This window comes from Bifidobacterium pluvialisilvae, from assembly GCF_019331695.1.
Lineage (GTDB): Bacteria > Actinomycetota > Actinomycetes > Actinomycetales > Bifidobacteriaceae > Galliscardovia > Galliscardovia pluvialisilvae.
Map to the genome: position 1 here is coordinate 68,199 of NZ_JAHBBI010000007.1, position 13,975 is coordinate 82,173.

Genomic DNA, 13,975 nt, shown 5'->3' on the forward strand with positions numbered 1-13,975 from the left:
TGCGTCCCATCGGGTCCGCTCGGGCGAAAACTTTCTCTCCGTGCCCTCCTTTATAGTAGGAGCGTTTTACTTCAGGGTTCAGGAGGCTTGATGAGAGTAGTACCCCGCAAAGCCATCGCCGCCGTATTGGCCACGGCCACGCTGCTGTGTGGCATGGCGCTGCCGGCTGCGGCGAACGCGATGCCGGAGACGACGTCGGCCACGACGACGAGAACAGCCGCCGGCGCCGCGAAGGCCACCGTAGCGAAGGCGGGGGAGAGGACCATCGAACTGTCCACCGTGGGCAGCAAGGACACCGATCGGAACCGTACGCAACAGTACTTCCAGTTCGAGAACGGCGACTGGACGGGCTACTACATCCGTCCCGGCATCACCGCGAAGTTCACGATCACGGTGAACACGGACGCCGCCACGCCGAACGTGCTGTGGGCGCACCGCCAGGCCGGCCGCGTGGATGCGAACAACTACGCGCTCGTCCGCGCCGACGACGGCGGCAAGCTCAAGGCCGGCGTCAACGAGATCACCTACGACACGACGAAGAACAAGGTCGGCCAGGTGCTGCTCATCCGCAATGACGGCGGGCAGAAGGCCTCCGTGACTATCGCCAACGAGAATGGCTCCGACGGCAAGCCGTCGCTCGGCCAATACCCGCTGTACACGTATGACGCCGCGCATCCCGAGGCGTTCTGGACGTATCTGACCGAACTGCGCGCCTACGTGAACGCCGGCGTCGATACGGCGGTCGGCCAGCTCAACGACAACCCCGACCTGGGCATGGACATGACCAGCCTCGTACTCGGCCGCATGGTCTACGACCTGCGCGCCGCCAAGATGGTCGACTCCGTCAAGGACATCGACACCGAGGCCAAGGCCACGGCATGGATCACCAACGCCTACAAGGTCTCCAACGACCGTCTCGACTACTTCGACCATGTGCTCGGCTTCGACGAGAACGACGCCGACGCCAAGCAGAAGCCCACGAGGATGAAGGTGGTGCTGGAGCTCACGCAGAACCTCACCAGCCCATCCACCATGTTCGCCTGGTACACGATGTACCATCTCGGCGAAAGCGCATGGCCGGGCGTGACGACCAGCGTCGAGGTGTCACACGGCTGGGGCGACGATCACGAGTTCGGCCACATGCTCGACATCGCGCCGCTCGCCGTCGTCGAGGAGACCAACAACCTCGTCTCCATATGGGGCCGTCGCATCGCCGGCATCGACAAGATGGCCGACGGAACCGCGTTCTCCACATCCACCTACCATTCCGGCGTATTGTCCGGCCAGAAGAACATCGACGCGTATCTCACCGCCAAGCTCGCCGGCGAAAACCCGAAATCGCCATGGGGCGACATCTGGTATGACGTGACCGCCCGGTTCACCATGCTGCGGTTCTTCGACGACTACGACTACTCGACATACGATTTCAGCAACGGCAGCGGCTATACGAAGGAGCTTGCCAGACAAGTCAACACGTACGGCGGCCTCGGCGCCGTCTACCGTCAGGTGCGCCGCACGCCCAGCGCCTACGTCAACGTCGGCGGCGTGAAGGATGCGGCCGCCCGCGCCTACTCCGACGCGCTCGGATTCGACATGAGCGAGGTCATGGGCCGCTACGGCATGACCGTCTCCGACGCGACAGCCGCCTACACGGCCAAGTATCCCAAGCTCGGCAGCCATATCGAATACTTCTCCATCGACGCCGACGCCAAAGGCATCAACGGCGCCAGGACGTTCACCAAGACGACGGCCGCGCCGAACGTCACCATCGCGCGCACGGCGTCCGACAAACTCGGCATCACCGCCTCATACCCCGACGGCAGCGTCGAGGCGAAGAGCACGGCAGGCTACACGCTGCTCGCCGACGGCAAGGCCATCGCATGGAGCCAGGACGGCGCATTCGACGTCGACGTGACGTCCCAGCTGCCCACATACACCGTCATCGCCTACGACTACCGCACCAATCCGTCACCCGAGGCCACCGTGCCGACCACGGCCGACGTGACCGTCCGCGTGGTCGCCTCCGACGGTTCCGACGTCTCCAAGGCCACGGTGACGGTACGGCCCGACGATTCACGCAAGGCGGAGACCACACTGACGGCCGGCGACGGCACGGTCACGCTCAAGGGCATCGGCCCCGCCACGGTGAGCGTCGCCCTCGACGGCTACACCGCCCATCCGGCCAGCACGCACGTCGACACGATCGCATGGAAGGGCGGCACCATCCAGTTCACGCTCGTGCCCAAGAACGGCGAACCCGCTGCCACGCCGCGTCCGACGGTCACGGGCACGAAAACCGGCGACGGCAAGCTCGCCTTCACCATCACGCCGGACGACGCCGACGACGACGTGTACTACACGACCGACGGCAGCGAACCATCGTCCACGAACGGCAGGCGATGGACCGGCGGCAGCATCGCCATCACATCCAGCCCGCTGACCGTGAAGGCAGTCGCCTACCGCGCCGGCAGCCTGCCCAGCGCCGTCGCCAAGGCCACATTCACCGACAGCCGGCAGACGACGATCTACGACGCCATCTGGGGGCCGAGCTACGGGGCGGGAAACGCCAGAGAACTCGCCGTCGGCGAATACAGCGGCAAAGACGAACTCGGCCGGTACTACAACGCCGTATACAGCATCAAGGTGCCGGACGGCATCAAGGTCACGATGTATGACGGTGAGAATCTGACCGGCAACGCATACACGTTCACCGCAAGCGCCGACTGGACCAACAAGAGCGATGTGTACGCTCCGCTGCCCATCAAATCCATCAAGGTGGAGACCGTCAAGGCGCCGGAAGCCAAGACCACCGGCATCGTAACGTTCAAGACCGGCGCCGACGACGCCAAGGGCACGATGGCCGACCTGACCCGATACGAAGGCGTCAGCGCCGTCGCACCCGACGTGACGTTCACGCGTGACGGATGGGACGCCACGGGATGGGCTGGCCCCGACGGCAAGACCGTCTACAAGCCCGGCGACGAGCTGCCCGACGGCGACCTGACACTCACCGCCACGTGGACGCGCGCCACATACGCCATCGCGTTCGATTCGGCGGGCGGCACCGGCACCATGGACGCCGTCACGGCGACCGTGGGCGAGAAAACCACGGCCCCTGAACCGAAGTTCACGCGCATCGGCTACACGTTCGTCGGCTGGAAGCTGCCCGACGGCACGGTCGTCAAGGCGGGGGAGAACGTGGCATCATTGTCCTCCAAGGGCCACGAGACCGTCGTGCTCACCGCCACGTGGACGCCCAACCGCTACACCATCCGATTCGACGCCGGCGTGGACGACGCAGGCGACGTGACCGGTGCGATGAGCGACCTTGCCATGGAATACGACAAGGAGACGGCACTGACGAAGAACGCGTTCGTACGCAAGGACTACGCGTTCGCCGGATGGTCCGACGGCCACGGCATCGTCTACGCGGACGGCGAGAAAGTGACGAACCTCACGGCCGACGCCGACGGCATCGTCACCCTCACCGCCGTATGGGACAAGCAGCCCACCACCGACCCGGGCGAGAATCCGGGCGGCGGCCAGACGCCGGGCGGCAGCAACGGGACCGACAAGCCCAACAGCGGCGGCGGCTCCAACGGAGGTTCCGGCAGCGTCGACCTCGATCAGAACCCGAGCCACGACGTCCCCGGCGAAAGCGATGGCAACGGCGACCGCATCACCGTCACCACCAAGCCGCAGGCATCGGCGGCCGACTCGTCCGAACTCGCCAAAACCGGCGTGCCCAACAGTCTGCTCGGCGTGGCCATCCTCCTCACCGCGGCCGGACTCGCCATCAAACTGCGTGAGGCCGTCCGCCGTTGCATCGACGGACATTTCGACTGACGACGGTCACGCGCCGTATTCAGACGACGCTCAGGAAACATGAAGCCCGGTGCCGGAAAGGTCGCCGGGCTTTTTCAGTGATGGTCCAGTAGGCGGCAACGTTGCCGCCGCATAGTGGGGGCAGAGCCCCACGGCATGACGGCATCCGCCGGTCGCCACCCTTCTCAACATTCGCTCACGGCGCATGTCGTGGGGCTTGCCCCGCAAAAACCGAAAAAGGACCATCATGTTCGTGCTCAAGAACGCCTGGAAGACCGTGATACGGAACAAAGGCCGCAACATACTCATCATCCTCATCGTCGCCATCATCGCGGCGGCGGCCACCGTCGGCCTCGCCATCCGCAACGCCGCCGACAACGCGCGCGAGACCGGCCTGGCCTCCACCAGTGTGACGGCCACCATCAGCGCCGACCGCAGCAAACTCATGGAACAGGCGAAATCGTCGAGTTCGTCGTCTTCGTCGTCGAGTTCGTCCTCCTCCAAGCCCGACTTCAACGCCATGCGCGAGGCCATGGAGAACAGCAGCCTCTCCCTCGCCGACTATCAGAAGTACGCCAAGGCGTCCAGCGTGGCCGTCGGCACCTACTATTCCGAAAGCACCGGCGTCTCCGGCACCGACTCGTTCCAGCCGGTCGAAAGCACGTCGTCGAATTCGTCGAACTCCTCGTCGTCGAGTTCGTCGTCTTCAAATTCCTCCTCCAACACCAACGGCCAGCAGGGACAGGCCGGCCAAGGCGGACCCGGTGGCGACGGCCAGGGCGGCGACATGGGAGGCATGACGTCCGGCGACTTCACCCTCACCGGATTCTCCTCCGACACCGCCGTAAGCAAGGCCTCCAACGGCACGTTCACCATGACCTCCGGCAAGGTGTTCGGCTACGGCTCGTCCGACAACGGCAAGGTCATCATCTCCAAGGCGCTCGCCGACTTCAATGATCTCAAGGTCGGCGATACCATCACCGTCACCAACCCCAACAACACATCCAAGACGTACAAGCTCACCATCAGCGGCATCTACGAGAACACCACCTCCAGCAACACCGACTCGATGGGACCGATGGGCGGCACCGCGCAGGACGCCGACAACGCCATCTACACGTCCGTCTCCACGCTGAAGTCGCTCGGACTCGACTCCACGACCACCGCCAACGACGATGACGACAACACGTCCACGCAGCTGAACTTCACCTACGTGCTGAACAACGCCAACGACTACAAGACCTTCGCCTCCGACGTGAAGAAGGCCGGGCTCGCCGACACCTACACCGTGCAGTCCGCCGACGTGGAGAACTACGAATCCAGCCTCGTGCCGCTCGACAACCTCGCCAAGTTCGCGCTGACGCTGCTCATCGTCGTGCTGGTCGTGGGCGCGGTCGTGCTCATCGTGCTCAACCTGTTCAACATCCGCGAACGCAAATACGAGGTGGGCGTGCTCACCGCCATCGGCGTGAACAAGGTGAAGGTGGCCGCGCAGTTCGCCATTGAGCTGCTCATCGTGACCATGTGCGGCATCGCGCTCGGCGTGGCCGGCGGCGCCGCGGCCTCCGTGCCCGTCTCGAACCAGTTGCTCGCCTCGCAGGTCTCCGCCCAGCAGACCGAGGCCGCCAGCCAGCAGGAGCAGTTCGGCCGCGGCGCCGACATGGGCGGGGGAGCATCGGGCCAGTCCGGCACGTCATCGGATTCGTCGAACGGCTCCGGCACGTCGTCCGACTCCAACGGTTCCTCGTCGAGCGGTTCGAACTCGTCCGGTTCGTCCGATTCCGGCTCCTCATCGTCGAATTCGAGCGGCGGCAACTCCGCGCCCAGCGCTCCGGGCGGCATGCGCGGCGGCATGAGTCGCGCCGTGAACTATGTGAGCACCATCAACGCCACCGTGAACTTCAAGGTCATCGGCCAGCTGATACTCATCGGCCTGGGGCTCACGCTCGTTTCCGCGCTCGTCGGCATCATCTTCGTCATGCGCTACGAGCCGCTTCAGATCCTCGCCGACCGTTCGTAGCATCCTGGGCCAGCCCCCCTGCCAGGGGAGCTGGCCGCCGTAGGCAGGCTGAGGGGCCGTCGACCGATTTTCCGGTCCCTTCACATAACTATTCAACATAGAAAAGAGTCATCATGACCAACGAAACCATCGAGACGACGACGGACGCCACCGCAACAGCATCCGCTGCAGCAGAATCCATCGTGACGGGACCAGCCGTCGCCGTGACGGAACCCATCACCGCGGGCTCATCCGACGAATCGGCGGCCCCGGCCGTCGTCCCCGCCCTCCAGCTCGACCATGTGTCGTACGCCTACACCAAGGGCGGCAAGAAGGTGCTCGACGACAAGAACTACGCGTTCCGGCCGGGCAGGGTGTACGCCATCACCGGACCGTCCGGCGCGGGCAAGACCACGCTGCTGTCGCTGCTGTCGGGACTGACCGTGCCCACCGAGGGCAAGGTGCTCTACCATGGCAACGATCTGGCCAAAACCGACCGCTACCGTTACCGCAGCCACGACATCGGCGTGATCTTCCAAAGCTTCAACCTGCTGCCGGCGCTCACCGTGGCCGAGAACATCATCCTGTCCATGGACGCCTCCGGCAAGACGTTCGACAGACCGAAGACGGAGATCGCCAAGGAGCTCATCGACAAGGTGCGGCTTCGCCCCGAATACGCGAGCGAACGCATCCTGCACCTCTCGGGCGGCGAGCAGCAGCGCGTCGCCATCGCCCGCGCGTTGAGTTATGATCCGACGATAGTCCTTGCCGACGAGCCGACCGGCAACCTCGACCTCGCCACGCAGGACGACATCATGGCGATCTTCAAGTCGTTGGCGCATGACGAGGGTAAGTGCGTCATCATCGTCACGCACAGCCCCGAGGTCGCCGCCCAGTCCGACGACGTCTACCAGCTCGCCCGCCTGCGCGGCTGAAACCGTGTCGTTTCCGTCATCCTGAGTGGAGCCGTGTCGCTTTCCGTCATCCTGCGCGGAGGTCGTGTCGCTTTCCGTCATCCTGAGTGGAGCTGTGTCGCTTTCCGTCATCCTGAGCGGAGCCGCTTGCGGCGAAGTCGAAGGATCTTGGATGGTACGGAGTGCAAGATCCTTCGACTCCGGGCTCCGCCCTCCGCTCAGGATGACAGGAGGTGTCTGCGCCCTTCGCTCGGGATGACAGGGGGTGCCTTCGCCTTTCGCTCGGGATGACAAGGAGGTGGCGGACTTGCTCAGGAGGACAGCGGATTGTGTGGCTGGGCGGGTGTTCCTCCCCCTCAGTCGGCTGCGCCGACAGCTCCCCTCGCCGAGAGGAGCCGGGCCGCTGAGACCGTCACAGCGGCAAAAAATCGGGGATGTGTGCGGCATCAAGGCGCCGGAGGCGAAGGCGTATGACAATACGTCGAGTCTCCGGCAACGCGGATGACGCTCCATCCCCGGATTTTTTAGTTTTTGTGCAATGCGGCGTTGAGTTCGATGCCGACCTTGCGGGTTCGGGCCTCGACGGCACCAGCCGAGCCGTTGGGCGGACAGTCCGGTGGACTGTCCGTAGGCGAGGGGAGCGGCCGCCAAGGCCGCGCACGGTTACCGGTGGCGGCGAGGCCCCTAGTTTTTGTGCAATGCGGCGTTGAGTTCGATGCCGACCTTGCGGGTTCGGGCCTCGACGGCACCGGTAACGGAGTTCCTGATGAACATGATGTTGTCCTTGCCGCTGAGGTCCTTGCCCTTGACGACGTCGAGCGGCTGGCCGGCGGCGACCTTGGCCTTGTCGTAGATGGTGACCTTGGTGCCGGCGGTCACGTAGAGTCCGGCTTCGACGACGCAGTTGTCGCCGAGGGAGATGCCGATGCCGGCGTTGGCGCCGAGCAGCGAGTGCTTGCCGATGGAGTTGCGCAGCTTGCCGCCGCCGGAGAGCGTGCCCATGATGGAGGCGGCGCCGCCGATGTCGGAGCCGTCGCCGACGACGACGCCCTGCGAGATGCGGCCTTCGACCATGGAGGTGCCGAGCGTGCCGGCGTTGAAGTTCACGAAGCCTTCGTGCATGACGGTCGTGCCTTCGGCCAGGTGGGCGCCGAGACGGATGCGGTCGGCGTTGCCGATGCGCACGCCGGACGGCACCACGTAGTCGATCATGCGCGGGAACTTGTCGACGGACAGCACGTTGACGTCGACGGCCGGGTAGGGGGCGGCGGAGGCGGCTTTGAGCACGTCGAGCTTGCGCAGTGCGAAGTCCTCCACGGCGAACGGGCCGTAGTTCGTCCATACGACGTTGTTGAGCTTGCCGAAGATGCCATCGAGGTTGAGCGTGTTCGGCTTGGCCAGGCGCATGGACATCAGGTGCAGGCGCAGGTAGGCGTCGGCCGCGTCCACAATCGGGTCGTCGATCTTCGAGACGGTGAACACGGGGATGCGGCGCACGCCGCGGGCGTCGGACTCCACGTGCTCGAGCGAGCCGAAGTCGTGCTCCGGACGGTGGCCCTCGGCGGGGGCGGTGCCCAGCGTCAGGGACGGATACCATACGTCAAGGGTGTTGCCCGCGGCGTCCACGCTGGCCAGGCCCCAACCCCATGCTGTACGCGATTCAGTCATTGTGTGCTCCTTGCTCCACATGCGTCGTATGCGTCGGTCCGCTTTGGAAACGCCGGTCGGACCGGACGCGGACGGCTATTGGTTTGCCGCTGTCCACAATAAATCCCACCCCAGATAGCCGAGGGCGAAACGTCCACGGGGTTTTGTGAGGGGCAGCCGTTACAATGACGCTTTGTGAATGAATACCGGAAGGAACGTGAGCAGCGTGAACGCCGCCGTCGCCTCGTGGCGCGGGCGGTGTGCATCGTCGTCGCCGTCGGCATGCTCGTCAGCCTGGTCATTCCGGCGTTGTACGCAGGTCTTTGACCCGGCCCCATCCCATGACGTACGCCGAGGCCGGCGTACGGACGATGTCTCTCCCCCATCCGTATTCGATTCGTCGTCGCCGCGTCGTCGTGCATCGCACGACGCGTCGGCATGGCCGACGGATACGGTGACCGATATCGGCGGCCGCCGGACGTCATGAACGCGGCCGGATGCGACACACGACATACGATTTACAAGGTAAGCGAACAATGGCAGAATTTGATTTTTCCCAGGGCATCAACGCCCTGCGGGCGAAGTACGACACCATCGCCGGAGCCGTCGACCTCGACGCGCTCAGGGCGCAGATCAAGGACCTCGAACAGCAGGCCAGCGCCCCCGGACTGTGGGACGACCCCGAGAACGCGCAGAAGGTGACGAGCCGTCTTTCGGCCGCCGAATCGCAGCTCAAGCGCATCGAATCGGCCGGCAGCCGCATCGACGACGTGGAGACGCTCGTCGAGCTCGGCCGTGAGGAGGACGACGCCGACACCCTCGCCGAGGCCGAGGAGGAGATCAAGCAGCTTGACAAGGACCTCGCCGACATCGAGATCCAGACCCTGCTCGACGGCGAATACGACGAACGTGCCGCGGTGATCACCATCCGTTCCGGCGCCGGCGGCGTCGACGCGGCCGACTGGGCGCAGATGCTGCTGCGCATGTACCTGCGCTGGGCGGAGCGCCATGGCTACAAGCACAAGGTGATGGACACGTCCTACGCCGAGGAGGCCGGCATCAAGTCGGCCACATTCCAGATCGACGAGCCGTACGCCTACGGCAAGCTCTCCGTCGAGGGCGGCACGCACCGCCTCGTGCGCATCAGCCCGTTCGACAACCAGGGCCGCCGTCAGACCAGCTTCGCCGCCGTCGAGGTGGTGCCGCTGGTCGAGGCCACCGACCACATCGACATCCCTGACTCCGACCTGCGCGTCGACACCTACTGCTCCTCCGGCCCCGGCGGCCAGGGCGTGAACACCACGTACTCCGCGGTGCGACTGACCCACCTTCCCACCGGCATCGTCGTGACCATGCAGGACGAGCGCTCGCAGATCCAGAACCGCGCGGCCGCCATGCAGGTGCTCCAGTCCCGACTGCTTGTGCTCAAGCATGAGGAGGAGGCCAAGAAGAAGAAGGAGCTCGCCGGCGACATCAAGGCCAGCTGGGGCGACCAGATGCGTTCCTACGTGCTCCACCCGTATCAGATGGTCAAGGACCTGCGCACCGGCTACGAGACGTCGCAGACCCAGGCCGTGTTCGACGGCGAAATCGACGAGTTCATCGACGCCGGCATCCGTTGGCGCCACCAGCAGCGCCGCGAGGCCGCGAGGGAAGCCGAGGCCGAGTAGGTCGTCCCGCATCGGCATTAAGGGGTAAACAATGGCATTGATTTCGCTTGAGGACGTCACCAAGATCTATCCGAGGGGCTCACGCCCCGCCTTGGACGACGTCACGCTCGACATCGACCGCGGCGAGTTCGTGTTCCTCGTGGGCGCCTCCGGCTCCGGGAAGACCACGCTGCTGAGCCTGCTGCTGCGCGAGGAGCAGGCCACCGAGGGCGAGATCCGCGTGGCCGGCAACGACCTTCGGCGCCTGCCCAACCGTCAGGTGCCGCAGTACCGCCGTGGCATCGGGTTCGTGTTCCAGGATTACAAGCTGCTCGCCAACAAGACGGTGTGGCAGAACGTGGCGTTCGCGCTGGAGGTCATCGGCACGCGTCGGTCGACCATCAAGTCGCTGGTGCCTCAGGTGCTGCAGACCGTGGGGCTCACCGGCAAGGAGGACCGTCTGCCGCATGAGCTCTCCGGTGGCGAGGCGCAGCGCGTGGCCATCGCCCGCGCCTATGTGAACCATCCGCGCATCCTGCTGGCCGACGAGCCCACCGGCAACCTCGATCCCACCACGTCGGTGGGCATCATGGAGGTGCTGGAGGCCATCAACCGCACCGGCACCACCGTGGTCATGGCCACGCACAACGAGGAGATCGTCAACTCCATGCGCAAGCGCGTGGTGGAGCTGCACAACGGCAAGATCGTGCGCGACGAACGCCAGGGCTCCTATGATTCCGCCACGTACTTCCCCGATGCGGAGGTGGAGGCCCGAGCCCAGCAGGCGATCGGCGTGAAGCCTGATGCCGGGCAGCGGCTGGTCAGCGCGGACGCGTCCGACTCCGCATCGCCGGCGGCCGGGGTCATCGCCGCCGCCGAGGCCGTGCACAACGCCGGCGCGGGGGACGAGGGCATCGCACGCCTCGCCAACTCCGTGCATTCGGGCCGCACCGGGCGCTACGGCGAGGCCTTCGCCTCCGTCGAGGACACGCTCACGTGGGGCAAAGGCATCTCGCTGGATTCCGCCGGGGGCCGGGCCTCCGGCAAGGACGGGTCCGGGAACGCCGGCGCCGGCACGACGTCGGATGCCAAGCCCGTCGTCGACGCCGATGCCAAATTCAAGGCGCCGAACTCGGTGGACCTCGCCGACGTCGATGACGTCCCCGCGAAGGCCGCCGCCTCGGATGATGCCGCCGGCTCCGCGCCGGAGCCTCCCGCGCCGCCGGCTCCGCCCCGCCGCCGGAAGAAGAACGCCGAGAAGACCGTGAAGAAGGAGAACGACCGATGAGATTCCGCTTTGTGCTTTCGGAGACGTGGACCAGCATCAAGCGCAACGGTTCGATGATCCTCTCGGTCATGCTCGTCACGTTCATCTCGTTCGTGTTCATCGGCGCGTCGATGCTCATGCAGGCGCAGATCACCAAGGCCAAGGGCGACTGGTACGACAAGGTCGAGGTCGTCGTCTGGCTCTGCCCGGACGGCACCAGCCAGTCCGCGAACTGCGCCTCCGGCAAGGCGCCGACCACCGATGAGATCATCGACATCCAGAACACCATCAAGGACGAGCTGCACAGCGACGTCTCCAAAATCACCTACGTGAGCAAGGAGCAGTTCTACAAGGACACGTTCGTCAAGCAGTATCCGGGCGGCGTCTACCAGGGACGCACCATGACCGCCGACGACATGCAGGGGTCGCTGCGGCTCAAGCTCACCAACCCCGAGAAATACCAGCAGGTCTCCGAGGTGCTCTCCGGCAAGAAGGGCGTCGAGGAGGTGCAGGATCAGCGGCAGATCTTCGACCCCGTGTTCGCCGTGCTGAACCGCGGCACCGTCGTCACCGTCGTGCTGGCCGCCGTCATGGTGCTTGTGGCCATCATGCTCACCGGCACCACCATCCGCATGTCCGCGGCCTCACGCAAGAACGAGACCGAGATCATGCGCCTCGTGGGCGCATCCAACTGGATCATCCAGCTGCCGTTCATCCTCGAGGGCGCCATCGCCTCGCTCATCGGGTCGGTGCTCTCCTGCGTGGCCCTCGGCGCCATCGTGGAGGTGTTCGTCACCAACTGGCTGGCCACCACCGTCACATGGATGCCGTTCGTCAACCTGACCACCGTGTTTATGTTCTCGCCGGTGCTCGTCGCAGGCGCCGTGGTGCTGTCCATCATCGCGTCGCTGTTCTCGCTGCGCCGTTACCTCAAGGCGTAATCGCGTTTCGCCGTCAGGGTGAACGTTTACAATACATACAAACATGCAAGGCTTTCGGACGGGAAGAGGGGCCGTCCGAAAACGTAAGGAGACGATATGAGCATGTCGCGTACCGGCACGAGCGCCTTTGGCATCAAGGCCATCGGCATCGTCGCGTGCGTGGGCCTGACGATGTCCATGGCGCTGGCGAGCCTCGCCGCGCCCGTGCAGCAGGCCAACGCCGTGCCGTCATACAGCCAGCTTGCGCAGAGCAAGGCCAAGAAGCAGTCGCTGCAGCAGAAGCTCAGCGGCGTGAACTCCGCGCTGGCGCAGAAGATCGTCGAACTTGACGATCTGACCAATACGCAGATTCCCGCCGCCATCAAGGCGGCCGAGAAGGCCAGCGCCGACGCCGAGTCCGCACAGGACGAGGCCGACGCCGCGGCCGCGCGCCTCGAGGCCGCGCAGAAGGACAAGTCCGACCTCGAAAAGAAGATCAAGGAGACCGGCGAGAACTACGACGACGCACACGCCGCCGTCGCCCAGCTGGCCCGTGACAGCTTCCACGGGTCCGCGGCCTCCGACACGATGAGCATGGTCACCGGCTCCAAGAACACCGACGACTTCATCAAGTCCATGCAGTCGTCCGCAGCCGTCAGCAGGTCCGAATCCAACGCCGCCAACGACGCCGCCAATGCGCAGAGCACGCAGATGAACCGCAAGCAGCGCCTCGAGGCCATCGAAAAGCAGATCACCGACCTCAAGACCCAGGCCGAGACCAACGCCGCCGACGCCAAGAAGGCGGCCGCCGACGCCAAGGCCAAGAGCGAGCAGCTCAACAACCTGCGTAACCAGGGTGACAAGCAGCGTGCCTACCTCGAAAGCCAGCAGGGCCAGCTCAAGTCGGCCACGGCCAAGGAAGCCGCCCAGATCGTCATGATGCAGTCGCAGATCGACTCGTACAACCAGCAGCTCGCCGCCGCCAGCAAGCCGACCGCCACCCAGCAGATCAACGCCAACAGCGGCGCCCAGGGCAGCACCCGTCCGTCGACCGGCTCCAGCCGTCCGTCCTCCGGCGGCTCATCGTCCTCCAGCAGGCCCTCCTCAGGCGGCTCGTCGTCATCCAGCCGTCCGTCGTCCGGTGGCTCCTCGTCGTCGAGCCGCCCCTCCAGCGGGTCATCGTCCTCGTCGAGCCGTCCGTCCGGCATGAACTACTCCGTGCCCGGCAACTGCCCGCAGGGATCCTCCTACTGCTACGGCCATCAGACCGGCAACGTGGGCAACGCCTACCCGTGGAGCCAGTGCACCTGGTGGGCCTACATCCGCCGCGGCCAGCTGAGCCTTCCCGTCGGCTCCTACCTCGGCAACGGTCAGGATTGGGCCAACTCCGCCCGCGCCCTCGGCTACTATGTGAACAACACCCCGCACGTCGGCGCCGTCATGGTGTTCCGCGCCGGACAGAACGGCCACAGCCCGATCTACGGCCATGTGGCGGTCGTCGAACGCATCAACTCCGACGGCTCGGTGCTGGTCTCCGAAGGCGGTTCCATCTGGCAGGGCAACGTCCACTACGACACCCTCTACGACGCCTCCGCCCATCAGTTCGTCCACTACTGATCCGCGGCTGACGCAATCGCCTGACGTGGGGCGGGAACTTCCGGTGAAGTCCCCGCCCCACGTCGTATATACAGCGAGATATGGTGCCTTTCGGCCGTTTTGCGGGCTAAAAACGACCGAAAGGCACCATAAATCGG

9 protein-coding genes are annotated in these 13,975 nt (G+C 65.2%); 8 read left to right on the top strand and 1 reads right to left on the bottom strand.

Translation table 11 applies throughout. The features are described 5' to 3' along the window. Positions 1 to 90: 90 nt before the first annotated feature. The 3 genes from KIH77_RS06900 (at position 91) to KIH77_RS06910 (ending at position 6,759) form a co-directional block, all read left to right on the top strand. Positions 91 to 3,846 (top strand): InlB B-repeat-containing protein, encoded by a 3,756-nt coding sequence (locus KIH77_RS06900; protein WP_219100349.1) that lies wholly within the window; start codon positions 91 to 93, stop codon positions 3,844 to 3,846. A 226-nt stretch (positions 3,847 to 4,072) separates the two neighbouring features. Beyond that, complete coding sequence (locus KIH77_RS06905) at positions 4,073 to 5,845, top strand: FtsX-like permease family protein (RefSeq protein ID WP_219100351.1); 1,773 nt, start codon at positions 4,073 to 4,075, stop codon at positions 5,843 to 5,845. Positions 5,846 to 5,958: 113 nt separating this feature from the next. Further along, positions 5,959 to 6,759, top strand: a complete 801-nt coding sequence (locus KIH77_RS06910) for an ABC transporter ATP-binding protein (protein WP_219100353.1) — start codon at positions 5,959 to 5,961, stop codon at positions 6,757 to 6,759. Positions 6,760 to 7,422: 663 nt separating this feature from the next. Here the strand turns inward: KIH77_RS06910 and dapD are convergent. Then, a complete protein-coding gene (gene dapD / locus KIH77_RS06915) occupies positions 7,423 to 8,406 on the bottom strand; it encodes a 2,3,4,5-tetrahydropyridine-2,6-dicarboxylate N-succinyltransferase (RefSeq protein WP_219100355.1) in 984 nt (327 codons plus the stop codon). A 174-nt stretch (positions 8,407 to 8,580) separates the two neighbouring features. On the opposite strand from dapD, the gene KIH77_RS10545 reads away from it, so the two are divergent. From KIH77_RS10545 to KIH77_RS06935, 5 genes are all read left to right on the top strand, one after another. Next, positions 8,581 to 8,712, top strand: a complete 132-nt coding sequence (locus KIH77_RS10545; protein ID WP_308283290.1) for a hypothetical protein — start codon at positions 8,581 to 8,583, stop codon at positions 8,710 to 8,712. Between the two features lie 209 nt (positions 8,713 to 8,921). Beyond that, positions 8,922 to 10,055 (top strand): peptide chain release factor 2, encoded by a 1,134-nt coding sequence (gene prfB, locus KIH77_RS06920; RefSeq protein WP_219100357.1) that lies wholly within the window; start codon positions 8,922 to 8,924, stop codon positions 10,053 to 10,055. A 31-nt stretch (positions 10,056 to 10,086) separates the two neighbouring features. Beyond that, the gene (gene ftsE / locus KIH77_RS06925; protein ID WP_219100359.1) at positions 10,087 to 11,322 is read left to right on the top strand and encodes a cell division ATP-binding protein FtsE; all 1,236 of its coding nucleotides are present in this window, start codon (positions 10,087 to 10,089) and stop codon (positions 11,320 to 11,322) included. Beyond that, a complete protein-coding gene (gene ftsX / locus KIH77_RS06930) occupies positions 11,319 to 12,242 on the top strand; it encodes a permease-like cell division protein FtsX (RefSeq protein WP_219100360.1) in 924 nt (307 codons plus the stop codon). Before ftsE ends, ftsX begins: the two co-directional genes overlap by 4 nt. A 96-nt stretch (positions 12,243 to 12,338) precedes the next feature. Beyond that, positions 12,339 to 13,838: a CHAP domain-containing protein gene (locus KIH77_RS06935; RefSeq protein WP_236024537.1), complete on the top strand. Its 1,500-nt coding sequence runs from the start codon at positions 12,339 to 12,341 to the stop codon at positions 13,836 to 13,838. The last annotated feature ends 137 nt before the right edge of the window (positions 13,839 to 13,975 follow it).

Coding starts and splice junctions, on each gene's coding strand:
- prfB (WP_219100357.1), top strand. CDS start 8,922: ATGGCAGAATTTGATTTTTCCCAGGGCATCAACGCCCTGCGGGCGAAG.
- dapD (WP_219100355.1), bottom strand. CDS start 8,406: ATGACTGAATCGCGTACAGCATGGGGTTGGGGCCTGGCCAGCGTGGAC.
- ftsX (WP_219100360.1), top strand. CDS start 11,319: ATGAGATTCCGCTTTGTGCTTTCGGAGACGTGGACCAGCATCAAGCGC.
- KIH77_RS06905 (WP_219100351.1), top strand. CDS start 4,073: ATGTTCGTGCTCAAGAACGCCTGGAAGACCGTGATACGGAACAAAGGC.
- KIH77_RS06935 (WP_236024537.1), top strand. CDS start 12,339: ATGAGCATGTCGCGTACCGGCACGAGCGCCTTTGGCATCAAGGCCATC.
- KIH77_RS06900 (WP_219100349.1), top strand. CDS start 91: ATGAGAGTAGTACCCCGCAAAGCCATCGCCGCCGTATTGGCCACGGCC.
- ftsE (WP_219100359.1), top strand. CDS start 10,087: ATGGCATTGATTTCGCTTGAGGACGTCACCAAGATCTATCCGAGGGGC.
- KIH77_RS06910 (WP_219100353.1), top strand. CDS start 5,959: ATGACCAACGAAACCATCGAGACGACGACGGACGCCACCGCAACAGCA.